The following is a 24804-nucleotide window of genomic DNA, read 5'->3' as shown; positions in this document are numbered from 1 at the left end:
GTAAACAACCTGTTGGCACTAAACAGCTAGGCGACAGATTTGGCTGTCAGCGTCTCCAAATTCATCGCGTTTGCCTTCAAAATTATGCCGTTCACAGGTCTAAATAATAGAAAACAAGAAAGAATACTTGTAAAACAAGAATCCAACCCATATTCTGAGGCTGCCAGGAAAGGGAGCAAAGCTGCGGGGACGCCACTCTGCTGAGGTGCCAACCTGCGGCCTCCCGCGCAGCCCAAGCTCCCCGCGCAGTCCAAGGAGGACGCCATGCTCACCAAGCGCACGCAGGCCATCAAAGACAGCCTCTTCGCGGAGAAGCGTCAGGTATCCGTCGAGCGCGCCCGTCTCTACATGGAGAGCTACCAGCAGACCGAGGGCGAGCCGGCCATCATTCGTCGCGCCAAGGCGCTCCGCCACCTGCTCGAGAGCCACGAGATCGTCCTCGATGACCTCGACCTGCTCGTGGGCAACCGCAGCGCCAAGCCGCGCGCCGGCGTTCTTTCCCCCGAGATGAGCCCGTACTGGATCCTCAACGAGCTCGACGAGTTCCCCACGCGGCCGCAGGATACCTTCGAGATCTCCGACGAGGACAAGGCCTACTACCGCGATGTCCTCTATCCCTTCTGGAAGGGCCAGTCGCTCAACGACTGGTACACCGCCCACGCCGACCCCGAGGTCCTTGAGGCCCAGAAGACCAAGGTCTTCGCCGTGGCCCAGACGGACAAGGGCCAAGGCCACATCATCTGCGACTTCCCGCTCGTGCTCACGCGCGGCTACGGGAGCATCCTTCGCGAGGCGCGCGAGAAGCTCGCCGCCGCGCCCGAGAACCTCTTCTACCAGGCCTCCGTCATCACGCTCGAGGCCATGGTCGCCTACATTCGCCGCTATGAGCGCCTGGTTGCCGGCCGCATCGACGCCGCCGAGCCGCACCGCGCCATCGAGCTCGCGCACCTCGAGGACGTGCTGCACCACATCGCAACCGAGCCGGCGCGCGACCTCTACGACGCCCTCCAGCTCGTGTGGCTCACGGAGGTGGCCCTCCAGCACGAGAGCAACGCGAGCTCCCTCTCGCTTGGCCGCATGGACCAGTACCTCTGGCCCTACTACCAGGCCAGTGTTTCCGCCGGCGAGAGCCCAGAGTTCATCCGCGAACTCATCCAGTGCTTCTACCTCAAGACCAACACGATCGTGGCCATCCGCTCCACGGAGAGCGCCTCGTTCTTTGCCGGGTTCCCCATCGGCTTCAACCTCGTGGTGGGCGGCGTGGACGAGAACGGCAACGAATGCTCAAACGACCTCTCCTACCTGCTGCTCGATATTCAGCGCGACACGCGCCTGCCACAGCCCAACCTCTCTCTGCGCGTCCACAAGGACACGCCCACGGCGCTCTACGACAAGGCATGCGAGATCATCCGCCTGGGAGATGGCATCCCCCAGTGCTTCAACGATGAGGTGAACATCCCGGCGTTTCTGCGCCGTGGCATCTCGGTTGAGGACGCGCGCGACTACGCCGTGGTGGGCTGCGTGGAGCTCTCCATCCCCGGCCGCATGTACGGCCTGCACGACATCAGCATGTTCAATATGGTGCGCTGCTTCGAGATCACGCTCGAGCAGCACCCGGAGGGCTTCGAGAGCTTCGAGGCGCTCGAGGAGGCCGTCGAGACAACCATCGACACCTACGTTGAACTCATGGTTCGCGGCTGCAACGTCTGTGACCTCGCGCATCGCGAGACCTCGCCGACGCCGCTGCTCAGCTCCCTCGTGCTCGACTGCATGGAGAAGGGCGCCGACATCACGAGCGCCGGCGCGCGCTACAATCCCTCCGGCGTGCAGGGCGTGGGCACGGCCAACCTCGCCGACTCGCTCATGGTCATGAAGCGCGTCGTCTTTGGCGAGGGCGAGGACGGCGAGCGCGTCCAGCCGCGCATCGGCTACCGCGAGCTGCTGGAGGTGCTGGCCCGCAACTGGACGGGCGAGGGCGACGAGGTGCTGCGCCAGACCTTCGTGAACCGCTACCCCAAGTACGGCAACGACGTGGACGAGGTCGACGAGATTGGTCGCCGGTTCCTCGAGCACTACGGCCATGAGGTCGAGAAGTACGAGAACGTTCGCGGCGGGCATTTCCAGCCGGGCAGCTACACGGTGAGCGCGCATGTGCCGCTGGGTGCCGCCTGCGGCGCCACGCCCGACGGCCGCTTTGCCCACGAGCAGCTGGCCGACGGCGGCCTGTCACCGATGGTTGGCCGCGACAAGCACGGCCCCACGGCGAGCCTTCGCAGCGTGAGCAAGCTCTGCAACGTGCTCGACTCCAACGGGTCGCTGCTCAACGTGAAGTTTTCGCCGGCGACGCTGGCTGGCGAGCTGGGCATCGAGAAGCTCACGGCGTACCTGCGCGCGTTCTCACGGCTGGGCATCCAGCACGTCCAGTTCAACGTGGTGGACCGTGCCACGCTGCTCGGCGCGCAGGCCCACCCCGAGCAGCACAAGGACCTCGTGGTGCGCGTGGCCGGCTACAGTGCCATGTTCGTGGAGCTCTCGAAGGCGATCCAGGACGACATCATCAACCGCAGCGAGCACGTGTTGTAGGCGGGCTCGGGGCTGGTGAAACGGGCGCGCTGTAGGCGAGCGCGGTGGTCGGTTGCGGGCGGTTGCGCTGTGGGCGAAGGCGAAATGATGGGAGGAGGACATCGTGGAGACGTTGACGCAGTGCGTCACCAATGTGCAGCGGTATTCGCTGCACGACGGCGGCGGCATTCGCACGGTGGCCTTCCTCAAAGGCTGCCCGTTTCGGTGTCCCTGGTGCTGCAACCCAGAGAACCTGAGCTTCTCGCCCGAGGTGTCGTGGAAGGAGAGGCTCTGCATCGGCTGCTCAATTCGCGCCGACGGCGCGCGCGACGCCAACGGCTGCCCGTGTGACACGCCTCCCGAGCTTTGCCCCACCGAGGCCAAAGAGCTACTCGGGCGCATGCGCCTCGCGAGCAGCCTGGCCTTCGAGCTGTTGCGTGACCGCATCTTCTATGAGGAGAGTGGCGGCGGGGTGACGCTTTCGGGCGGGGAGTGTCTGTCGGGTGCCGCTCGTCAGCACTTTTCTGCGGCCGTGCTGGGGCTTTGCCACGCGCAAGGCGTCAATACAGCGATGGAAACCACGCTTGCGGTTCCGCTCGCGGACCCGGTGGCGCTGGCTGCCGCCTGCGACACGTTCCTCGTGGACTTCAAGATTGCCGACCGAGCCCGGAGCATCGAGGTGACGGGTGGCTTGGACCCGGACGTGCGTGACGCCAACCTGCGCGCTCTTGCGGCTGCCGGCGTGGAGCTTTCGAGCCGTGTGGTGGCGCGCCTGCCGATCATTCCGGACTACACCGATGCCCCCGAGAACGTGCGCGCCAACGCGCGCCGCGCTCGGGAACTGGGGATTATTCGCGTCGACGTGCTTCCGTTTCACCAGTTGGGTGAGGGTAAGTACGAGTCGCTCGGCAAGAGCTACGCCTGTGAGGGCGTGCGTCAGCTGAGCGAGGCGGATGTGGCACATGCCGTGGCTGCCTGCGAGGCCGAGGGCCTCAAGGTGGTGGTGCATGGGGAGTAGGGTGTGGGTCGCGGGTTACGCGGCCGTGGGTGCCAGGCATCTTCAACCTGCCGGTTCCGAACAATTCGAAGCCTGCTTAAAGAACTTCGAACGAAAGTCAAAATACTAGTGTACGAAAGTAGCTATACTGGCATCCGGGATGCCAAGATGTTGAATAGGCGCGGCGCAGACCGCGCAGACATGCGGGCCTAGCTCGCGCAACGCGACGGCGTGCTCGCGTCGTTCGAGAGGAAAGGAATCACCATGGAGTTCGTTCTCGACACTGCCGATCTCGACGCCATCAAGGAGCTCGACCAGCTCATCAACGTTGCTGGCGTCACCACCAACCCCACCATCATCACCAAGAGCGGCAAGCAGCCCGAGGAGGTCATCTCTGCGCTCGTCGACTACCTCAAGCCCGAGCAGAAGCTGTTCGTTCAGACCGTCTCCACCGATCTCGAGGGCATGCTCGAGGAGGCTCGCTACATCTGCGGCCTGCGCCCGGAGAACACCTACGTCAAGATTCCGGTGACGCACAACGGCCTCAAGACCATCAAGGCGGCCAAAGCCGAGGGTCTGGGCGTGCTCGCCACGGCCATCTACTCCGCAGACGAGGCCTTCCTCGCCGCACTCAACGGCGCCGACTATCTCGCCCCGTACGTGAACCGCATGTGCAATTACGGCGACGGCCTGGGCCAGGTCATTGATCTCATTCAGATGCTTGAGGTGCAGGGCCTGGAGAGCAAGGTCATCGCCGCGTCGTTCAAGAGTGTCGAGCAGGTGCACACGCTCATCGCAGCCGGTATCCAGGCCGTGACCGTGCCGCCCGAGGTCGTGCGCGCCATGATCGACCATCCCGGCACCGAGATTGCCGTGCAGGAGTTCACCGCCAACTGGGAGCGCGCCTACGGCCGCAAGACCCTCCGCGCGTAATCTGCGATTGGGGACAGACCCTTTTGCAAGTTTCCTGAAGGCGGTACGGTACGAGGGGCTTCGCGCTGGGCGCTGCACTGGGCGTGACGCGTCGGTGCCCGAGCGTGCATATTTGAGCAGAGACTTGGGTCACAAACAGGCTGAGTAAAAGGCGAGGGCCCGCCTCCGGATTGATTTTTCGGTGGCGGGCCTCGTACGTGGGGGGCGTTGGATCTCTGGGCTTGGCCGTGGCCTTCTCAAGTTCGGCGGGCCCTCGTGGGTAGGCGCGCTGGGGTCAGCGGCACCTTGCCGTGCGGGGTCGCCTGCCTACACCCGAGCGACGTGCGGCGCCGCGCGCGCCGCGCCAATCCCTTGACTAGAACTTCACCTCGGGCGCCTGGCGCGTCGTCGCGTCCATGACCTCGAAGCCCTGACGGGGCTCAAAGCCGCCGATGCCGGCAACAAGCACGCCTGGGAACGTCTGAATGGCGTTGTTGTACATGAGCACGCAGTCGTTGAAGCTCTGGCGCGCGTAGGTCACCTTGTTCTCGGTCTCCTCGAGCTGGGCCTGGAGCTGCTGGAAGTTCCCGTTTGCCTTGAGGTCTGGGTATGCCTCGGCAACGGCAAAGAGCTGGCGAAGCGCGCCGGTGAGCTGACCGTCGGCAGCGGCTTTCTCCTCGGGCGTGCTCGCGGATGCCATGCCGGCGCGCGCGTTGGTGACGGCGGCGATGGTCTCGGACTCGTGTGCCGCGTAGCCCTTCACGGTCTCGACGAGGTTGGGGATGAGGTCGTTGCGGCGCTGGAGCTGGGCGTCAATCTGCTGCCAGGCGTTGTTGCAGCGGTTTCGCTTCGTGATGACCCCGTTGTAGGCGGATATGACGGCTGCTGCCACGACGATGGCCGCGATGACGAGGGCGATGAGGATGGCCATGGAGCTTCCCTTCGGTTGCGCCGCTCGGCCGCGGCGATTGAGGGGAAGTATACCCACGCGCTGCTTTCGCCCTTCGCCCTTGCGCCCCGCCGCCTCGCGGTACTACGGTATGCGCGTCAAAATATCGGAGGTATCACGTGAGCGAACAAGCCAAGGGCGAGGAGCCAGCCAAGGACGTGTCGGCACGGGCCGCAACCAGCGTCTACGACCCCGAGTACATCCCACGCAGCGGTGACGGCAACGAGCATCGCCGAACCCTCATCCTCATCAACGTTCTCATCATGACGCTCATGGTCTGCATCGACATGAGCATCGTGGGCGTGGCGCTGCCCGTCATGGCGCGCGAGCTTGGAGCCGGCATGGGTGATGTGCAGTGGGTCAACACGGCGTATCTGCTGGTTTCGTGCGCGGGCATTCTGATTGGTGGCCGTCTGGGAGACATCTACGGCAAGGTACGCATCTTCATGATTGGCGTTGCCCTGTTCACGGTGGGTTCGCTCATGTGCGGCATCGTGCCGTCGCTCGGGCTGTGCATCGCCGGTCGCGCGGTTCAGGGCCTGGGTGCGGCCTGCGCATTCTCCAACAACCAGGGCATCATCACCGAGACGTTTCCCTCCAACGAGCGCGGCCATGCCCTCGGCTGGATTGCCACGGCGGCAAGCATCGGCTCGCTCATTGGCCCTACGCTGGGCGGATTCATCCTTACCGTGGCGTCGTGGGGTGGCATTTTCCTCGTGAACGTGCCGTTTGGCATCGTGCTGTTCGCGATGGGCCTGCGCATCCTGCCCAACCGTCGGCCGGCGCACCCCGGCAAGCTCGACGGTCCCGGAAGCGCGCTGCTTTTTCTCTCGCTCATGCTCGTGGTGAGTGCGGTCACGGAGCTGCAGCAGAACGTGGACGTTCTGGTGTGGGCGCAGCTTGTGGCCGGCCTCGTGCTGCTCGTGGCGTTTGTGCTGGTGGAACGCCGTACGCCAGACCCGGTGTTCCCGCTGGGGATTCTTCGCAACAAGACGCTCCTGCTCAACATGTTTACGATGTTTGCTCTCTTCTTTGTCATCGGTGGGCAGAGCATGGTCCTGCCGTTCTACTTCCAGGACGCGCGCGGCATGTCTGCCGGCGAGGCGGGCCTGTTCATGACGGTGATCCCCATCATCACCGGCGTGGTGGGGCCGCTTGCCGGCGCCGCGAGCGACCGAATCGGCTGCTACCTGCCCACCAGCGTGGGTCTTGCCCTGGCGTGCCTGGGCGAGTTGGGCGTGAGCATCTGGGGCATGGGGTCTCCGATGGCACAGGTCGTCATCACGCTCGTGGTGTATGGCCTGGGCAGCGGCATGTTCAATGCGCCCAACAACTCGTTGATCATGGGCTCTGCGCGTCGTGAGGACCTGGGCGTGGTTGGCGGCTTTGCGGCGTTTGCGCGCACGTTTGGCCAGACGGCAGGCCTTACGGTGGCAACATCTGTGCTCTACGGGTCGATGTCCGCCCAGTTGGGGCAGCACGTGACGGATTTCGTCGACGGGCGACCCGAGGTGTTTCTCAACGCTATGGAGCTCGTGTTCCTCGTCCTTGCAGCTGTTGTGGGCCTTGGGTTCGCGTGCACTGTCGTGCGCTTTGCGCGCGTTCGCAAGCTCGAGCGTGCGGCGGAGCGCCGCTAGGCGCGTCGACGTCCGGTGCCTGGACGCTTCGCGGCGATTGGCCACCGTTTTCTGCGAGCCTGCTGCTTTTGCGGTCGGTCACCCCGCGTTCCGAGCGTTTGGGGCGCCCCGTGGCGATTTCCGGAGTGCCCCTTGTATAATTTATGCGACTGTGAAGTGCTTTTTTCGGATCATCTGAGTATCGAGTTTTCTTGGCAAGTCCCTGACCTGCACTTTTGCGTAGGCCGTAGGAGCCTACTACTTGGGGTGACCCCAAAATCAGCTTCACACTCGTAAAAATTAAACAAGGGAGTCCAAGGTGTTGGGAAAGGGCCCAGAAAGGGCCTGAAAAAGCCAAGGCGAAGAAGGGAAGAAGCCAGGCAAAGGGCCGGAGCGAGGCCGGACAAAGGGCCGGAGCGAGGGCGAGGCAAAGGGCGGGGATGGACTGTCGAAGCGAAAGACCGGGAAACGTGCTCAATAAGGCGGCCCCATCGGGTTTTCCGACGGGGCCGCACGTCTTTTCTGGCGGAGGAGGAGAGATTCGAACTCTCGAGACGAACGAGTCGCCCAACGGTTTTCAAGACCGCCGCATTCAACCGCTCTGCCACTCCTCCGAATGGCCGACACGCAGACGTGCGTGATGACTCGTCTATCCTACCCGACTTTCGTCCGGGCGACAGACCGGACGAGCCAATCCGCTTGCGCCATATGGGCGCGCCGGTATCCGTTCGCGCCGTACGTATGCGCTGGTTTCCGTTCGCGCTGGCTGCCGCGCCAGCTCTCGCTCGTGCCGTCCAGCCGCGCTCGCCACATCCGGAACGAAAGGCGGGGAGACATGATAGCCGAGAAGCCGGCCGTGTCTCTATCGCTTGCAGCTCCTTTACGCGTTCCGCCAATCGTTTACGAAACCTTGCGGCATGCGGCTGCCCCCATGACGAGATGCTGCCTTCGGCATGTGTCTCCCCATTTCCCTCCCATAACACGGCGCCCCAACAATTAGACGAAGCAACGCATCGGGCGGGTGCGGACTGAACAAGGCCAATCACCGGGCGGCATGCATCGAACGGTCCCATGGTCCCGGACGACATGCGCCGGACAAGGCCGCGCATCGGGCGGCCCCCCAGGCAAAGCCGCCCGCCGAACGACGCGCGCCGACATCGCACAATCGCGCCGCGTGCGCCGGGGTGGCGCAAGGCGCGGGAGAGGGGAAGACGTAGTGTCGAGCATCGAACTACGCCACGTCAGGAAGACGTACGAGAACAAAGTGACCATCATCGAGGACATGAACCTCACGATTGACGAAGGAAGCTTCACCGTGCTCGTCGGGCCCTCCGGCTGTGGCAAGACCACCACGCTCCGCATGATCGCGGGGCTGGAAGACATAAGCTCGGGCGAGCTGCTCATAGACGGCGTCCGCATGAACGACGTCGACCCGGGCGACCGAAACATCGCCATGGTGTTCCAGAACTACGCGCTCTACCCGACGATGAGCGTGCGGGACAACATCGAGTTCGGCCTCATCAACGCAAAGGTCCCCAAGGCCGAGCGCGACCGGCGCATCGCGGAGTTCTCCAAGGTCGTGGGTCTCGCGGACTACCTCGACCGCATGCCGAGCCAGCTCTCCGGCGGCCAGCGCCAGCGCGTGGCCCTCGCCCGCGCCATGGTGAAGCAGCCGAAGGTCTTCCTCATGGATGAGCCGCTCTCCAACCTCGACGCGAAGCTGCGCACGCAGATGCGCACGGAGCTCATCGCGCTGCACCAGCGGCTCGGCACCACGTTCGTCTACGTGACGCACGACCAAACCGAGGCCATGAGCATGGCGACCGAGATCGTGCTCATCAACGGCGGCAAGATCCAGCAGGCCGACGCCCCCATCAAGATTTACAACGACCCGGTCAACAAGTTCACGGCGCAGTTCATCGGCACGCCGACGATGAACGTCTTCGAGGCGTCGAAGCTGCCCGACATCGGCCTTCCGCAGGGGGTTGCCTGGTGCGGCTTCCGTCCGTCGCGTGCCCTGCTTGTGGCGCCCGGCGAGGTGCCGCCCGTAAGCTCCCTCACCTTCGAGGGCAAAGTCGCCATCCGCGAAATCATGGGCAGCGAGATCATCTACCAGCTCGACGCCTCGTTTGGCCGCGTGTCATTTAAAACGTTCAATCAACCGCAAGTAGAAGTGGGCGAGACGGTGACCCTTACGGTCGACCGTTCCTCGCTCTACCTCTTCGGCGCGGACGAAAAGCGGGTGAGGCTATGAGTGCGCGAGAGTCCGCGGCCGGCAAGGGGGCGACCGCGTCCGGCAGCGGAGCGAATTCCGGCAAGCAAGGCGTCCTCGAGACCGGGGCCGCGAACGCGAGTGCCCGGGCAGATGCCCCGACCCCTGCGCCCAGGCGCCGCCACAGCCCCATCTTCACGATGGCCAAGCCCTATCTCTGCATCGCGCCCGCCATCATCGTGCTCGCCGTTTTTTGGATCATGCCGATCTTCAACATGGGTTACCTCTCCATGTTCAAGTGGGACCTCATCTCGCCCACGATGAAGTGGGTGGGGCTCGGCAACTTCCAGGCGCTCTTTGCAGATCCCGAGTTCTGGCAGACCTTCCTCAACACCGTCATCTACACGGTGTTCGTGGTGGGCCTCGGCGTGGGTCTGGGACTGCTCGTGGCCGTCTACCTCAAAGCGCGAACCCGCACCAACGGTTTTCTCCAGGCCGTCATCTTCTCGCCGTACGTCGTGAGCCTGGCTTCGGTTGCCCTGCTGTGGATGTGGATCATGAACAAGGACTATGGCCTGCTCAACAGCATCGTGGGGCTGTTCGGCATCCAGCCGGTGGACTGGCTGGGAGACACGCACGTGGCCCTGCCGTCGCTCATCCTCATCTCGGTGTGGAAGAGCGTGGGCTACGACGCCCTGATCCTCGTCTCCGCCATCCAAGGCATCCCGGAGCATCTCTACGAGGCTGCGCGCCTCGACCGTGCCGACACTTGGACCACCTTCCGGCGCATCACGCTGCCGATGATCTCGCCGACCCTCTTCTTCCTGGTGATCGTGGATGTCATCGCATCGCTCAAGGTCTTCGAGACCATTCAGATCATGACGCTCGGCGGTCCCCAGAACGCCACCAACACGCTCGTATTTTCCCTGTACCAGTACGGTTTCCAGTTCAACCAGGTTGGCTATGCGGCCGCCATCGGCGTGGTGCTGCTCGTGCTCATCGCCATCTTCGCGGCCGTGTACTTCCGCCTGCTCGCCAACCGCGTCCACTATCGCTAGGGGGAAGGCATGGATCGAAATCCCAACGAGGGGGATACCCCGAATCTCAACGAGAGTCATGCTTCGAGTCTCAACGAGGGGCACACTCCGTTTGACGAGCATGAGCGGCGTGTGTCCGAGCTTCAGGCGGACGCCGACGTCGCCGCGCGTTACGAGCGAATCAAGGGGCGCCGCCGCGTAATGCGCTCCGTCGCCCGCGTGGTTCGCTGGGGCGTGAACGCCCTGCTTGTGCTCGCGTTCTTCTTCCCGTTCCTGTGGATGGTCTCCAGCTCCCTCAAGACGCTCGGGGAAACGATGTCGTTCCCGCCGTCGCTGTTCCCGGCGAGCCCGCAGTGGCAGAACTACAACCAGGCGTGGAACTCCATCCCCTTCGGCAAGTACATCGTGAACTCGCTCGTGGTGACGCTCGCGGTCCTGGTGATGCAGTTCGTGACCGTGGTTCCGGCAGCCTACGCGTTCTCCCAGTACAAGTTTTGGGGTAGGGGAGCCCTGTTCGGCGTTACGCTCGTCACCATGATGGTGCCGGCACAGCTCGTGTTCCTTCCGCTGTTCATCCGCTTCGCCCAGTGGGGCATGATCAACACGTATTGGTCGCTCATCCTGCCGTTCGCCACAAGCGCATTCAACATCTTCATGCTGCGCCAGACGTTCAACCAGATGCCGCGTGAGCTTGTCGAGGCGGCTCGGCTCGACGGCGCGAGCGAGCTCAAGATTGTGGTGAAGCTCTTTTTGCCGATGGCCAAAGCGACCATCGTGACCTGCGCTTTGTTGACGTTCATCAATACATGGAACGACTACTTCTGGCCTCTCGTCCTTACCACCAACGACACGGTGCGCACGCTGCCCGTCGGCGTGGCGAGCATGCGCGCCAGCGAATCCGGCATCAACTACCAGATCCTGATGGCGGCAAACGTGGTCCTCACCCTGCCGATCATGGTGGTCTACCTCTTCGCCAACAAACACATCATCAAGGCCTTTACCTACATCGGCGATAAGTAGCCCGCCCCTTCCCGCGGCGGCCGCGCCATCGCGGCTTTCCTGGCGGCGGCCCGCCGCCGTCCGCTCGACGCCGACAGCCGCCGACTCATTCCATCGTCCAGTCCAAACGAAAGGACTTACAGAGATGCGCACTTTCACCCGTAGGCAGTTCCTCCTCAATTCGCTCCTCGGCGCTGGCGCGCTGACCGCTGGGCTGACGGGGTGTGGAAATGTCTCCGCGCCCACGGCCGCCAACAACGGCTCCGCCACCCAGGCGAGCTCCGACGGCACCATCGAGCTCAAGTACTGGTACTGCTGGACCGACAAGATTAAGGAGAACAACGAGGAGCGCGTCAAGGAGTTCAACGACTCCGTGGGCAGGGATAAGGGCATTCACGTCACGGCCGAGTACCAGGGCAGCTACGACGACCTCAACGCCAAGCTCAAGACCGCCTTCACCGCCAACGAGGAGCCCGATGTCTCCGTCATGGTCATCAACTCCACGCAGGCCTTCGCGGACGGCGGCATGATCCAGAAGGTCGACGACCTCATCGACGCCTCGGACGTCTCCGACTTCTGGCCCGGCCTCATGGACAACTGCAAGGTCAACGGGGATCTCTACGGCGTTCCGTACCTGCGCTCCACGCCGGTGCTCTACTACAACAAGAGCCTGTTTGAAAAGGCCGGCCTCGACTCCAACACGGTCCCTGCCACCTGGGACGATATGGTGAGGGCTTCCGACGCGCTCAAGTCCATGGGCGTGGGCGGCTTTGGGTTCTACTCCTACATCTGGATGCTCACGGCGCTCAACTACTGCAACGGCGGCGCGCCCTTCGGCGACGACCTCTCCGCCAAGACCTGCACGTTCAATGAGGCGCCCGCCGTCGAGATGGCGAAGTGGCTCAAGGACGGCGTCGACAACCACAACTTCGCGTTCGCGGGCGGCTCCAACGGCTCCGACACGCTCAAGACCAACGCCGCCAACCAGAAGGTCGCCATGTGGGTGAGCTCCACGGCGGACCTCACCAACTACCTCGACCTTGCCAATCAGGGCGGCTATGAGATCGGTGTCGGCTTCATCCCGAAGAACGTCCAGAACAAGGTGCCGACGGGCGGCTGCAACCTCGTTATGACATCCCGCCTGCAGGACGACCGCCGCTCCGCCGCTGGCGAGTTCATCAACTTCATGACGAGCAGGGACGCCGCCGTCAAGAACCACCTCAAGACCGGCTATCTGCTCACCCGCCAGTCCGACAAGGACGATGACCGCATCAAGGAGGCCTACGCCAAGACCCCCGAGTACCAGGTGGCGTTCGACCAGATGCAGTACGCCATCGGCGACTACATGAACGCCGGCTACGCCGAGGCGTCCAAGGACTACACCGACGCCATCGAGAAGGCCATGGGCAGCTCGGCCGACCAGATCCAGTCTATCCTCGACGACGCCAAGGCCAAGGCCGATCCGGTGCTCGCGGGCAACTAAGCGCTGGTTCCGGCGCCACGGTCCCGGCTGGTGCGTGCGGCCCTGCCGCCGCTGGGCGTCCCGGTGCCGCTACTGTCCCGTCAACCAATCCGAGGCCCCGGTGCCGCGGGCCGTCTCCCGGGCCCGTCGCCACGATTGGCGGCGGGCCCATCCATTTCCCAGGAGGCATCATGCACAACCTGTTCGTCATGAGCGTCGACGCGCTGTTCACCGACAACCTGCCCGATGTGGAGAAGCTTCCCGGTTTCTCGCAGGTCCTCTCGCGCGCGGCGATTTACGAGAACGTCTACTGCGTGTACCCCACGCTCACCTATGTGTGCCACGCCACGATCATGAGCGGCTGCTGGCCCGGGCGCCACGGCGTGCCTCACAACCAGATCATCGACCCCACCATCGAGGACCGCAACTGGTATTGGGACTACGCGAGCCTGAAGGTCCCGACGGTCTTTGACTGGGCCAAGCGCGCAGGGCTTTCCACGGCCTCGACCGGCTGGCCGGTGACGGCGGGCTCCGCGGCCATCGACTGCAACGTGCCGGAGGTCTGGACGGTCGACCCCGAGGCTCAGGAGCCGGGCGAGAAGCAGGACGAGGAGCTCGACAAGATCTACGCCCGCGGCTGCTCGCCCATGGGCTACGAGCTTTTCCGTCGCCATCGCGGCCTGCTGGCCAACAACCACACGCCCGAGCTCGACGAGTTCGACACCGCGTGCAACGAGGACATTCTCCGCGAGATGCGCCCCAACGTGATGTTTACGCACCAGGCCCACCTCGACCACGCGCGCCACGCCCACGGCGTGCTGGCGCCCGAGGTGCAGGACGCCCTGCGCGCCCACGACGGCTGGCTGTGTCGCTGCATTCAGGCCATGAAGGACGCGGGGACCTACGACGACACCGTGTTCGTGATCCTGGGCGACCATGGCCACCTGCGCATCGACTACAAGCTGAGCCCCAACGTTTTGCTGGCGAAAGCCGGTCTGCTCGATGTGGACGAGAACGGCCGCGTGAGTGGGTGGCGCGCCTATATGCAGAGCTCGGGCGTGAGCGGCCAGCTCTTCGTCCGCGACGCCGGCGTGCTCGATGCCGCCGAGGCGGCGCTGCGCCCGCTTGTGGAGCAGGACCTGATCCAGGACGTCTTCACGCACGACGAGGTGCTGGAGAAGTTCCACACAGACGGCGCCTTCGCGCTGATGGTCGAGGCCGCCCCCAACTACGGCATCGGCGGAGACTGTACGGGCGAACTCGTGACGCCCGCCGGCAGCGCCGATTACAAGTACGCGGTCTCCACCCACGGTCACCTGCCGTATCGCGGAGACAAGCCGCCCTTTGTGATCGCGGGGCCGGGAATCGAGCCCGGTCGTTTCGCCGGCGCGCGTCTCGTGGACGAGGCTCCGACGATGATGGCGGCGGCGGGGATTCCCTTTGACGCGTCCGAGCTCGAAGGCGAGGACCTGCGCGTCGCGGGCTCGCGTGCCGTGCGGCTGCCCGACGTGTGGTAGCGTTCTCTCAGCCGGCCAGCCTGCGCCGGGCCGGAAGCTGGGGGAGTCATGACCGACGAAGACTGCATGCGCCTTGCGCTCGATGAGGCCCTCGCGGCGGCGGACGAGGGCGAGGTGCCCATCGGGGCCGTGGTGGTGTCTGGTGGCGAAAGGTTCGAGCGCGAGGAGCCCGACGGCTGCGGAGGGGTCCGCGTCGTCTGTGGCATCGAGGGCGGCGAGGTCGTCGCCCGCGCCCACAACCGGCGCGAGACCGACCGCGACCCCTCGGCGCATGCGGAGTTCTCGGCGATGTGCGAGGCGGCGCGCGCCTTGGACCGCTGGCGACTTACGGGCTGCACCGTCTACGTGACGCTCGAACCGTGCCTTATGTGCGCGGGGCTCATGGTCAACTCCCGCATCGACCGCTGCGTCTATGGCGCCGCCGACCCCAAGGGCGGCGCGCTTGGGACGCTTTTTGACGTAAGCCACGACGAGCGGCTTAACCATGAGTTCGAGGTGACGCCGGGCGTACTTGCGGATGAGTGCGCGGGTATGCTTCGCGAGTTCTTCCGGGCGCGGCGCAAGAAGAGGGCGTAGGCGGAGGAGCCGGCGTACCCGTTACCTGCGGCTTGTGCTCGCAAAAGCGGGGGCGGGCGAGGCGGGCGTGACTGGGCAACCCCGGCGGCACGTGGCGAATCGTGCTGCCGCTGACCGAGCGCTGACCTGCGGACGCTGTGCGGGCGCTATGCTATTCGAACTGACATTACCCGAGATGGGGAGGGCACCGAATGAAGTTCTTCATCGACACCGTCAACCTTGACGAGATTCGGGAGGCCGAGAGCTGGGGCATCCTTTCTGGTGTCACCACCAACCCGAGCCTCTATGCCAAGACGGGCGGCAAGCTCGCCGACTTCGAGGACCACATGGTCAAGATCTGCCGGGCCTGCGAGGGGCTGCCCGTCTCTGCCGAGTCGGTCGCCGAGACCACGGAGGACATGATCGCCGACGGCCGCCGTCTTGCGGCCCTCGCTCCCAACATCGTGGTGAAGCTGCCCATCTGCGAGGCATCGCTGCCCGCCACGCACGCGCTCGCCAAGGAGGGCGTCCGCGTCAACATGACGCTCGTGTTCTCTGCGCCCCAGGCCCTGCTTGCCGCCCGCGCCGGCGCCCGCTACATCTCGCCGTTCGTCGGCCGCTTCGATGACATCGGGGACAACGGCTTGGATCAGCTCGAGACCGTGGTGAGTGCCGTCAAGAACTACAGCTACGGCTATTGGGATGCCGAAGGTGGCCCCGAGATCATCACCGCCTCCGTGCGCACCCCGCATCACGTGACGCAGGCTGCGCTCATGGGCGCCGACATTGCCACCGTGCCCTTCGCCGCGCTCAAGAAGTGCGTGCACCACCCGCTTACCGACGCCGGCCTCAAGAGCTTCGCCGCCGACTGGGCCAAGGTCGTGGCCGCGCAATAGGTAACAGACGGCCGGACGGGCGCGCAATAGCTAACAGATGGCCGGCCGGACGCGCAATAGCTAACGGACGGCTGGCCGGACGCGCAACGCCGCGCTCGGCCGGCCTTTTTTCGCGCAGATGGTTGTGAGATTCACTCTGTCTCTGCGCATTCGGCCATGCTGCGCAGAAAAGCGCAGTAAACTACGGTACGTATGTCCATACGTGGCCCCGTACCTGCGGGGCGTTCGTCAAGGATAGGAGTCGCATGAGCCTAACGAAGGCACCTGCGGATCGTTCCGTGGCAGACCTGGCGCTTGCCGCCAACGAGCTGCGCCAGGACGTCATCCGTGAGGTCACGGCCGCCAAGTCCGGCCACCCGGGCGGGTCGCTCTCGGCCGCCGACATCATGAGCGCACTGTGGTTCTCCGGCGCCATGGCCTACAACGAGGCCGACGCAAACGACCACTCGGCAGACCGCTTCTTCCTCTCCAAGGGTCACGCCGCGCCGGTGCTCTACGCCGTGTTCCACCAGCTGGGTTGGGTTGCGGACGAGGACATCCCCACGCTGCGCCAGCTGGGCAGCAAGCTCCAGGGCCACCCAGACTGCCACGCCCTACCCTTCCTCGAGATTTGTTCTGGCTCGCTGGGCCAGGGCCTCTCCGTCTCCGCCGGCGTAGCGCTGGGCCTCCAGATTGACGACCGCGAGGCCGCCGACAAGCGCCGCGTCTTCTGCGTCCTCGGCGACGGCGAGATGCAGGAGGGCTCCAACTGGGAGGCCATGATGTTTGCGGCCGCCCGCAAGCTGGACAACCTCGTTGCGTTCCTCGACCTCAACAACCTGCAGATTGACGGCCACGTCACCGACGTCTGCTCGCTGGGCGACATCGACGCGAAGTTTGCCGCCTTTGGCTGGAACGTCAAGCGCGTGAACGGCCACGACATCCCCGCCGTGCTCGATGCCATCGCGTGGGCCAAGGGCAACATCGGCTCCGAGAAGCCGTCCGTCATCATCTGCGAGACCATCAAGGGCAAGGGCGTCTCTTTCATGGAGGATCAGGTGGGCTGGCACGGCAAGGCGCCGAGCGCCGAGCAGGCCGAGGTTGCGCTGGCGGAGCTCGCCGCCGAGCACGAGCGTCTCGAGAAGGAGGTCAACAATGGCTAACAGGGCTACCCGTGAGGCCTTTGGCGAGACGCTGCTGGAGCTCGTCGAGGAGGGCGTGAACGTCGCTGCCGTGGACGCGGACCTTGCCGGCTCCACCACGCTCAACAAGCTGGGCGCCAAGTACCCGGACCGCTTCGTGGACGTGGGCATCGCCGAGCAGGACATGGTGGGCGTGGCCGCGGGCCTCTCGCTCACCGGCCGCGTGGCGTTTACCGCGTCGTTCGCTGTGTTCGGCGTTGGCCGCTGCTATGACCAGATTCGCAACACCGTGTGCGACGCCGGCCTCAACGTGAAGATTTGCCCCACGCATGCCGGCGTTACGGTGGGCGAGGACGGCGCCACGCACCAGATGCTCGAGGACATTGGCATGATGCGCGCGCTGCCCGGCATGCGCGTGCTGGTGCCGGCGGACTATCGTGCCGCCAAGGCCGCCATCCGCATCGCGGCCGAGACGGATGGTCCCGTCTACGTGCGTATGGGTCGCCACAAGGTGCCCGAGGTCTACGACGAGACGTTCGAGGGTGGCCTGCCGTATGCCGGCGTGCTGCGCGAGGGCACGGACGTGACCATCGCCGCCTGTGGCGTCGAGGTTGCCCAGGCCAACGCCGCGGCAGACCTGCTGGCCGAGAAGGGCATTTCTGCCGAGGTCATCGACGTCTTCAGCGTGAAGCCGCTCGCGGAGGACGTCATTCTTGGCAGCGTTGCCAAGACGGGACACATCGTGACCTGCGAGGAGCACATGGTCTATGGCGGCATGGGCTCTGCCGTGGCCGAGCTTCTGGCTGAGAAGTGCCCCACGCCGCAGGCGTTCGTGGGCATGCGCGGGTTTGGCACCAGTGCCCCGGGCGACGAGCTTATCGCTCACTTCGGGCTGGATGCCGCCGGCATCGTGGCCGCTGTGGAGGGCCTGCTCGCGTAGGGCGCCGCCTCATTACCACAAACGGCCCGGCATTCCTTTCGTGGGTGTCGGGCCGTTCGCATGCGTATTGTCCTGTGTGAGGTCGGATGATCTTCGGCTGGTGCCTGTCTCGTCCTAGAAGTGGCGACCGTACCTGCCACCGCGGGGACCGCCAAAGCCGCGCCCGCGGGAGCGCGAACCGCTGAAGAGGCTACGCATGGGCTTGCTCGCGCTTCGGTGCTCGTTGGGCACGATGCGGCCCTCGGCATACGAGAATCCCTCGAGGTCCCAGCATGGCACGAGCTTCTTGGTGAAGTACTCGATCTCGCGCAGCGGGCTCACCTCGTCCGGCGCCATGAACGTGTACGCCTGGCCCGTGGCGCCCGCGCGGCCGGTGCGGCCGATGCGGTGCACGTAGTCCTCGGGGTCCATCGGCACGTCGAAGTTCACCACCGCGTCGATGCCGGAGACGTCGATGCCGCGGCTCATGACATCGGTGGCCACGAGCACCTGCACCTTTCCGGAGCGGAACTTCTCGAGCGCGCGCTCGCGTGCCTTCTGCGGACGGTCTGCGTGCATGACGTCGACCTTGAGGCTGGCGTCCTTGAGCGTCTTGCACACGCCGTCTACGCGCATCTTCGTGCGGCAGAAGACGAGGACGCGCTCGAACTGCTCACGCTTGATGAGGGTCTCGAGCAGTGAGATCTTGTCGCCCTGGGTGACGGGGCAGAGGTGCTCCTCCACCGTTGATGCCGTCTCGCCCACGCGAGCTATCTCGATGACGACGGGGTCGGGCAACATGGCGTCCACCGTGCCCTTGATGCTGGACGGGATGGTGGCTGAGAACAGCAGCGTCTGGCGTTTGTCCGGGCAGGCCGAGACGATGCGGCGCACGCTGGGCCAGAAGCCCATGTCCAGCATGCGGTCGGCCTCGTCAAGCACGAGCACCTGCACCTGCGAGAGGTTCACGTGGTTGTGCTCCATGAGGTCGATGAGGCGGCCCGGGGTGGCCACGAGCAGGTCGCATCCTCTCTCGAGCGCCTTGATCTGGCGGTCGAACTTGGCGCCGCCCATGACCACGACGGTGGACTGGCCGGTTTGGGCGCAGACCTCCTTCGTGACGTCCTCGATCTGGCTCGCCAGCTCGCGCGTTGGCGTGATGACGAGGGCGAGGGGCTTCTTGGACTTGGCCTCCTTGCCCGCCTCGGCGATGCGCTGCAGCGTGGGCAGCGTGAAGGCGCAGGTCTTGCCGGTGCCGGTCTGGGCGCTGGCGAGGACATCCTTGCCTTCGAGCACCGCGGGAATGGCGCGGGCCTGCACGGGGGTTGGTTCGGTGAAGCCGAGGGAATCGACCCCGGCAAGTATCTGCTCGTTAAGCCCGAGCTCGGCAAATGAAGTAGTCATAGCTGCAAGTATGCCGCATACGCTCGGGTTTCACAACGTGGGCGCGGCCTGCGGAGTTCGGCAGGCCTATGCCTGCAGGGCGCGCTCGAGGTCGCCGCGGTTGAGAGCTTCCTGGAAGATGTGCCGGAACACGGCGCTGCCGTGCAGGCCGTCGTGCTCGAACTCGTTTGTGACCCAGGCGTGGCTGTGGCCAATCCTGCTCAGGGTGTCGAGCGAGAGGTCGCGGTCCACGTAGAGGTCGTCGTGGTAGACGGCCGCCTGCAGCGGAACTTCGTTTGCGGCGAGCTGCTTGGCGTCGTAGATGGAGTCGAACTCCGTGTCCTCCATGAGCAGGTCCATCGCCGGCTTGAAGGGCGCGAGCAGCGGGTCGTCCTCGAAGGTCCAGGGGAAGCAGGCCTCGCCGGTGAGCATGAGCGGGCGGGTGTCTGCGGAGAACTCGGGGCGGCTAGCGTACTCGTGCGCGGCTGCCCAGCGAATTGGCTGCTCAAGCGTGCCGTCTGCGTAGATGAACTCTTGGAGCGTCCAATAGAGTGGATTGCCGGCGGTGCTGAGGTTCTGGAGCGCCGCCATGAGGAAACCGTCCGTAAGCTGGCCGTCCATGGAAGACGACGAGCCGTCGTCCTCCCCGAATGCCGTGTCGAACAGGTTGTGCAGGCGTTCTTGTGCGGGCTTCATGCCCAGGCCGCTGCCCAGCGCCTGCAAGCGGCGCGCCGTGAGGGGGCTGCCGTTGGGCAGGCATACGTCGCCGGCCGCAAGGCGGTCTGCAATGGCGGCAACGCGAACGGCATCCTCTGGATAGCGCTCGTAGTAGGCACGCGTTTTGGCGAGCATGCGCGGAAACGTGTGCGCGTACACCTCGCGGGCGCTGGCGGGCACGTGCGGAATGCCGCCGCAGGTGAAGCTTGCCGCCGCGCCCTCGGGATAAAAGCTCAGATAGGTGAGGGTGAGGAAGCCGCCATAGCTCTGGCCGAGCGTGGTCCACGCCCGGCCGCCAAACTCCGTGAGGCGCAGGTACTCGAAGTCGCGGACGATCGAGCGGGCAAGGAAGCGCTTGAGGAACTCTGCTTGATCGCGGCCCCTGCCGCGCGCGGCAAGCGAGTGGCGGCTCACGTGGCTGCTGCGGCCGGTGCCACGCTGGTCGGGCAGGATGATGCGGAAGTGCTTCACGGCCTCCTCAACCCAGCCGTCGGACGTGGGCGAGAGAAGGCGCGGCCCCTGGCCGCCCGGGCCGCCCTGGAAGAAGACGAGCAGTGGCAGGTCGCGGCCCACGTTCTCGGGCGCACAGACGATGCGGTAGAAGAGCTTGATGCACTCGCCCGCGGGCAGGCCCTCGGCGGCAGCGCGCTCGGGCTCGGTGCCGCGCCAGTCGAGCGGCACGTCGATGGAGTGGTCCTCAACATGAAGACCCGGCAGGTAATAGCTGGTGAGTAAGGCCATCGCACTACCTCGCGTAGGTGACGCGACCTGGCTTGCGCTCCTGCGCAGGTGCCTCGCCGCCCTCTGCGGCGTAGCCCAGGATGCAATGGCCAACGCCGCGCCACGTGCCCTCGACGCCCCACTTGGCCAGCAGCGCCTTGCCCTCCTCGCTCTCGAACTCCTCGTGGGCGCGGTGAATCCAGCACGAGGCCACGCCCAGCGCTTGCGCCGCGTTCATGAGGTTGCCGATGACGAGCGAGCCGTCCTCCACGCAGGTGGGTCGTTCCGGGTCTGCCAGGACCACAACCACGGTGGGCGCGCCGTAGAACGGGTCGCTCGTGGTGCCCATGATCTGGGCGTTCATGCGGCTGAGCTGGGAGACGTCATCCGGGTCCTGCACCACGACGAGGTGCGTGGCCTGCTGGCCCATGCCGCTCGCCGCCCACTCGCCGGCCTCGACGATCTGGGCCAGCGCCTCCGGGTCAACCTGGCGGTCCGTGTACTTCCTGCAGCTGCGGCGATTCTTGAGGGCCTCGACAACCTGGTTCATGCGTGCTCCTTTCACGGTTGCCAATCGGGCATCTTTATACCCCCGCGGTTGCGCGTCGTTTGCCGTGGCGCGGCGGGAGGGTCCGATGGTCTGCGGGCGGGCTGGACTGGTAACGGAGTCGGGCGGTGCGGAAGAGGGGGTGGCTTCGGCGTGGGCGGCCAGGCGGCCGATGGCGCGGGTAATCGGGCGGGCAGTGGAGCCAATCGATGTAATCGGCAGACGACGCCGTCCCGCCTCCAGCCTCTGGTTCGTCCCATCGCCCTGCCGCTCACCCGAAATGCGGCGCAGCTTAGCCCGGGCTACGGTACCATCTTGACCCGTACGCTCGTTGCTGGCGGTAGACCGTCCGGCGCATCGGCTCCCGCGGGGTTCCATCTGCCGCGCGCGGCGTCGCAGAAAGGTACCCGCAATGCCCATCAACATCCCCGACGGCCTGCCGGCCAAGGAAATCCTCCAGCAGGAGCGCATCTATGCGCTCGAGGAGGACGTGGCCAAGAACCAGCAGATTCGTCCGCTCAACGTGGTCCTGCTCAACCTCATGCCCACCAAGGTGGAGACGGAGACCCAGATCCTGCGCCTCATCTCCAAAAGCCCGCTGCAGGTGAGCGTGGACTTCATGCGCGTGTCGAGCCACGAGGCCACGCACGCGGTCGACCACCTCGTGAAGTTCTATGACACGTTCGAGTCCCTGCACAACAACGTATACGACGGCCTGATTATCACGGGTGCGCCGGTGGAGCAGATGCCGTTCGAGGACGTTGACTACTGGGACGAGCTTGTCGAGATTATGGACTGGGCCAAGGAGCACGTGCTTTCCACGATGTTCCTATGCTGGGGCGCGTTCGCGGGTCTCTATCACCTGCACGGCATCCGCAAGCGCCTGTTGGGGTCCAAGCTGTTTGGCATCTTCCCGCAGAAGCTGTGCGACGAGTACAACTTCCTCACCAACGGCTTCGACGAGGTGCACAACATGCCGCACAGCCGGCACGCCGCGCCCGATGCCAACCAGATCGACGCCGACCCCACGCTGCAGGTGCTCTCGCGCGGGTTTGAGAGCGGCCCGGCGCTGGTGGCCACGCACGACTTCCGCGAGATCTACGCGCTCGGCCATTTCGAGTATGGCCGCGATACGCTGGCGCAGGAGTACTGGCGCGACTTCCACGCCGGGCTTCCCATCCAGATGCCGGTGAACTACTTCCCGGACGACAACCCCGAGAAGCAGCCGCTGTTCACCTGGCGCGCGCACGCCAACCTGCTTTATCGCAACTGGCTCAACTACCTGTACCAGACGTCGAGCTACGAGCGCGAGGACATCCCCAAGATCATCGCGGAGCTGCGCGAGAACGCCGCCAGCCTGCTGAATGAGGATGGCGCCCCGAGCAAGTTCTAGGCGGCTTGCGCGGCGGCTACTCGGCCGAAAGCCCTACGAAGCGCACCGCGCCGTTCTCGTAGATGCCGTAGCTGTGGGTTCCGTCCTTGGGGATGGAAACGCTGCCGGGATTGAACGCCCAGACGCCCGGGTGCGTGGGTGCCGGCTCGCTCACCTTCTTGTGCGTGTGACCGTAGAGGAGGATGGAGCCTTCGGGCAGTTCGGGCAGGTTGTCCACGCTGTTGTGGAAGCCGGCGCCGTAGACGTGGCCGTGCGTGAGGAAGAGCTCGCGGCCGGGGGCTGCGGGCGCTTCGGCGGGGGAGCCGTCTGCCGTCAGCGTGGCCGTGGAGTCAAACACGGTGGTGAAGTCGGCCATGCAGGGGAAGTCCAGGACCATCTGGTCAACCTCGGCCTCACAGTTGCCGCACACGGCGATGACCTGCGACGCGAGCGGATTGAGCATGGCGATGACCTCCTTGGGCGCGTAGCCCCCGGGCAGGTCGTTGCGCGGGCCGTGGTAGAGCAGGTCGCCCAGCAGCAGGACGCGATCGGGCTGCTCGCGGTCGAGTGCGTCCATGAGGCGGCGGCACCAGGTGGCCGAGCCGTGAATGTCGCTTGCGATGAGGAACTTCATGAAGACCTCCGGGTCGTTGGTGGGCGGCGCGCCGACATTTGGCGCCGCGCCTACTGGCTCGATTCTACGTCTCGGGGGCGAGGGGCCGCCGTTTGCAGCAACGCGCGATACGTGGCGAGGCCGCGCAGCAGGATGCGCTCGTCCATGACGAAGTTGTCCGAGTGCAGCGCGATGCCGGTGCCCGTGCCCAGCAGGAAGAACAGGCCCGGAAGGTGCTGCTGGTAGAAGGCGAAGTCCTCGGCGATGAGCAACGGGCTGGGGATGAGGGCGAGGCCGTCTCCGCTCATGCGGACGGCGCCTGCGGCCTCGTCCTGCTCGATGTCGGAGCCGCCGATCTCCGCCACGCGCCCCGCGGCGCCCGCGTTGATGCCTCCCAGTGCGTGCCGTGCCAGGTCAAAGAGTGCCTCGTCATTGATGACGGGTGGGTAACCCTCAGAAAAGTGCAGGTCATAGGTGCATCCGTAGGCGTCGCAGGCCTCTTGGGCGCATGTGCGCACGCCCTCGCGCGCGCGGTCGAACATGCTCGCGGAGAACACGCGCAGGCTGCCCTCGATGACGCTCTCGGCGCTGATGGCGTTGCGGACGGTGCCGCTCGTCATGTGGCCGAACTTGAGCAGGCAGGGTTCCTCGGCCGAAAGCTCGGCCATGAGAGCCTCGACCTTGGTGAGGAAGTGCGCGCCTGCGAGCAGGGCGTCGCGGCCGTTCGCCGCCTTGGCGATGTGGCTCGAGACGCCGTTAATCGTGAGGGTCGTCTCGCTTGCGCGCGCCAGCAGCGGGCCGGGGCGCGTGGCCACCACGCCGGCGGGCAGGTCGGGCCAGACGTGGAAGCCAAAGATGCGGTCGGCCCGATAGCGCTCGAACACGCCAGACTCGCAGACGTTCTTGGCGCCGCCAGTGGTTTCCTCGGCGGGCTGGAAAACGAACAGGACGTTGCGCGGCAGGGGGCAATCGGCAGGCTGACCTGCGGTGATGCGCTTGCGTGTTGCGGTGAGCTCCTCGTCGACCCAGCAAGCTGCGGCGAGGGCCATGGCCATGTGGCCGTCGTGGCCGCAGGCATGCATGTGGCCCGGCTTGGTGGAGCGGAAGGCCACGCCGCTCCGCTCCGTGATGGGCAGAGCGTCCATGTCGGCGCGGATGGCGGTGGCGGGGCCGGCAGGCCTGCCGCAGGCGGCGTCCACGTCAAAGAAGGCGCAGACGCAGGACTCGCAGGGGCTCGTGACCTCGCAGGCGAGGCCGTCGAGAACGCTGCGAACGTAGGCGACGGTTTCGGGGAGGTCAAACGAGAGCTCGGGGATGCCGTGCAGGTCTCGGCGGAACTTGGTCAGAAGCTCGAGGTCGGCCGGCGTGGCGGTTGCGGACGGGCCTGTCTTTGCCATGGCGTCTCCGTTCTAGGGCGCGTGAGGGCGCTGCATGTTTGTGTTGCCGAGCCGTGGGCCTTCTCGTCGGGGCAGTTGGCCCGATCTCTGCTCGCGGTTCTTTTTATGGCAGTGGCGGAGCCTTTGCCCGCCAGGTGCTTCGGCCATCTTACGCGTGACGGAGCCCTCGGATAAGGGGGCCGCGCGATTCGACGGTTGTCTGGCGGGGCGCGGCGTTGGCGGAGCGGGCGTGTAATCTATGCGACCAGACCTGGCTTCCTGCCTTGCGGAGCTTACCGTCTGGGTGTTGCCCGTGGTCCGT

20 protein-coding genes and 1 tRNA gene are annotated in these 24804 nt (G+C 65.3%); 14 read left to right on the top strand and 7 right to left on the bottom strand.

Annotated features, from left to right (window positions below; genetic code table 11):
- The first annotated feature begins 264 nt into the window (after window positions 1–264).
- The 3 genes from EFAMC2_RS01420 to EFAMC2_RS01410 all read left to right on the top strand — a co-directional run bounded on the left by EFAMC2_RS01420 (window position 265) and on the right by EFAMC2_RS01410 (window position 4492).
- Window positions 265–2583, top strand: a complete 2319-nt coding sequence (locus EFAMC2_RS01420; RefSeq protein ID WP_154026251.1) for a formate C-acetyltransferase/glycerol dehydratase family glycyl radical enzyme — start codon at window positions 265–267, stop codon at window positions 2581–2583.
- A gap of 103 nt (window positions 2584–2686) precedes the next feature.
- Window positions 2687–3580 (top strand): glycyl-radical enzyme activating protein, encoded by an 894-nt coding sequence (locus EFAMC2_RS01415; RefSeq protein WP_261979967.1) that lies wholly within the window; start codon window positions 2687–2689, stop codon window positions 3578–3580.
- A 243-nt stretch (window positions 3581–3823) separates the two neighbouring features.
- A complete protein-coding gene (locus EFAMC2_RS01410; protein WP_154026246.1) occupies window positions 3824–4492 on the top strand; it encodes a transaldolase family protein in 669 nt (222 codons plus the stop codon).
- A 355-nt stretch (window positions 4493–4847) separates the two neighbouring features.
- Here EFAMC2_RS01410 and EFAMC2_RS01405 read toward each other — a convergent pair whose 3' ends face one another.
- Window positions 4848–5402, bottom strand: coding sequence for a LemA family protein (locus EFAMC2_RS01405; protein ID WP_154026244.1), 555 nt, complete (start codon window positions 5400–5402; stop codon window positions 4848–4850).
- A gap of 137 nt (window positions 5403–5539) precedes the next feature.
- On the opposite strand from EFAMC2_RS01405, the gene EFAMC2_RS01400 reads away from it, so the two are divergent.
- The gene (locus tag EFAMC2_RS01400; protein ID WP_222838497.1) at window positions 5540–7057 is read left to right on the top strand and encodes an MFS transporter; all 1518 of its coding nucleotides are present in this window, start codon (window positions 5540–5542) and stop codon (window positions 7055–7057) included.
- A 502-nt stretch (window positions 7058–7559) separates the two neighbouring features.
- Here EFAMC2_RS01400 and EFAMC2_RS01395 read toward each other — a convergent pair.
- Window positions 7560–7650, bottom strand: a tRNA-Ser gene (locus tag EFAMC2_RS01395).
- A 602-nt stretch (window positions 7651–8252) separates the two neighbouring features.
- On the opposite strand from EFAMC2_RS01395, the gene EFAMC2_RS01390 reads away from it, so the two are divergent.
- From EFAMC2_RS01390 to EFAMC2_RS01350, 9 genes are all read left to right on the top strand, one after another.
- Window positions 8253–9290 carry an ABC transporter ATP-binding protein gene (locus EFAMC2_RS01390; RefSeq protein WP_154026242.1) on the top strand — a complete coding sequence of 346 codons (1038 nt, stop codon included), beginning with the start codon at window positions 8253–8255 and terminating at the stop codon, window positions 9288–9290.
- A complete protein-coding gene (locus tag EFAMC2_RS01385) occupies window positions 9287–10306 on the top strand; it encodes a carbohydrate ABC transporter permease (protein WP_222838496.1) in 1020 nt (339 codons plus the stop codon). The genes EFAMC2_RS01390 and EFAMC2_RS01385 overlap by 4 nt, the downstream gene beginning before the upstream one ends.
- Window positions 10307–10315: 9 nt before the next feature.
- Window positions 10316–11305: a carbohydrate ABC transporter permease gene (locus EFAMC2_RS01380; RefSeq protein WP_222838495.1), complete on the top strand. Its 990-nt coding sequence runs from the start codon at window positions 10316–10318 to the stop codon at window positions 11303–11305.
- A 124-nt stretch (window positions 11306–11429) separates the two neighbouring features.
- Window positions 11430–12767 (top strand): ABC transporter substrate-binding protein, encoded by a 1338-nt coding sequence (locus EFAMC2_RS01375; protein ID WP_154026240.1) that lies wholly within the window; start codon window positions 11430–11432, stop codon window positions 12765–12767.
- Window positions 12768–12937: 170 nt separating this feature from the next.
- Entirely contained in the window at window positions 12938–14263 is a 1326-nt protein-coding gene (locus EFAMC2_RS01370) for an alkaline phosphatase family protein (protein WP_154026238.1), read from the top strand.
- 48 nt (window positions 14264–14311) lie between these two features.
- Window positions 14312–14839 (top strand): nucleoside deaminase, encoded by a 528-nt coding sequence (locus tag EFAMC2_RS01365; protein ID WP_154026236.1) that lies wholly within the window; start codon window positions 14312–14314, stop codon window positions 14837–14839.
- Window positions 14840–15030: 191 nt separating this feature from the next.
- A complete protein-coding gene (locus EFAMC2_RS01360; protein WP_154026234.1) occupies window positions 15031–15714 on the top strand; it encodes a transaldolase family protein in 684 nt (227 codons plus the stop codon).
- Between the two features lie 245 nt (window positions 15715–15959).
- Window positions 15960–16856, top strand: coding sequence for a transketolase (locus tag EFAMC2_RS01355; protein WP_154026232.1), 897 nt, complete (start codon window positions 15960–15962; stop codon window positions 16854–16856).
- Window positions 16849–17775 (top strand): transketolase family protein, encoded by a 927-nt coding sequence (locus EFAMC2_RS01350; protein WP_154026230.1) that lies wholly within the window; start codon window positions 16849–16851, stop codon window positions 17773–17775. The genes EFAMC2_RS01355 and EFAMC2_RS01350 overlap by 8 nt, the downstream gene beginning before the upstream one ends.
- 114 nt (window positions 17776–17889) lie before the next feature.
- Here the strand turns inward: EFAMC2_RS01350 and EFAMC2_RS01345 are convergent, their stop codons facing one another.
- The 3 genes from EFAMC2_RS01345 to EFAMC2_RS01335 form a co-directional block, all read right to left on the bottom strand.
- Window positions 17890–19158 (bottom strand): DEAD/DEAH box helicase, encoded by a 1269-nt coding sequence (locus EFAMC2_RS01345; RefSeq protein ID WP_154026228.1) that lies wholly within the window; start codon window positions 19156–19158, stop codon window positions 17890–17892.
- 66 nt (window positions 19159–19224) lie between these two features.
- The gene (locus tag EFAMC2_RS01340) at window positions 19225–20595 is read right to left on the bottom strand and encodes an alpha/beta fold hydrolase (protein ID WP_154026226.1); all 1371 of its coding nucleotides are present in this window, start codon (window positions 20593–20595) and stop codon (window positions 19225–19227) included.
- 4 nt (window positions 20596–20599) lie between these two features.
- Window positions 20600–21124, bottom strand: coding sequence for a nitroreductase family protein (locus EFAMC2_RS01335; RefSeq protein ID WP_154026224.1), 525 nt, complete (start codon window positions 21122–21124; stop codon window positions 20600–20602).
- A gap of 409 nt (window positions 21125–21533) precedes the next feature.
- Here EFAMC2_RS01335 and metA point away from each other — a divergent pair, with 409 nt between their 5' ends.
- On the top strand, window positions 21534–22514 hold the full coding sequence (metA, locus tag EFAMC2_RS01330; RefSeq protein WP_154026222.1) for a homoserine O-succinyltransferase: 981 nt from the start codon (window positions 21534–21536) through the stop codon (window positions 22512–22514).
- Between the two features lie 16 nt (window positions 22515–22530).
- Here metA and yfcE read toward each other — a convergent pair whose 3' ends face one another.
- Both yfcE and EFAMC2_RS01320 read right to left on the bottom strand, forming a co-directional pair.
- The gene (yfcE, locus tag EFAMC2_RS01325; RefSeq protein WP_154026220.1) at window positions 22531–23127 is read right to left on the bottom strand and encodes a phosphodiesterase; all 597 of its coding nucleotides are present in this window, start codon (window positions 23125–23127) and stop codon (window positions 22531–22533) included.
- Between the two features lie 50 nt (window positions 23128–23177).
- Window positions 23178–24503, bottom strand: coding sequence for an amidohydrolase (locus tag EFAMC2_RS01320; protein WP_154026218.1), 1326 nt, complete (start codon window positions 24501–24503; stop codon window positions 23178–23180).
- Window positions 24504–24804 lie beyond the last annotated feature (301 nt).

Source organism: Olsenella uli, assembly GCF_901212655.1.
Classification (GTDB): domain Bacteria; phylum Actinomycetota; class Coriobacteriia; order Coriobacteriales; family Atopobiaceae; genus Parolsenella; species Parolsenella uli_A.
The sequence above is the reverse complement of the archived record's forward strand: the minus strand, read 5'-3'. Positions and strand labels throughout refer to the sequence as shown.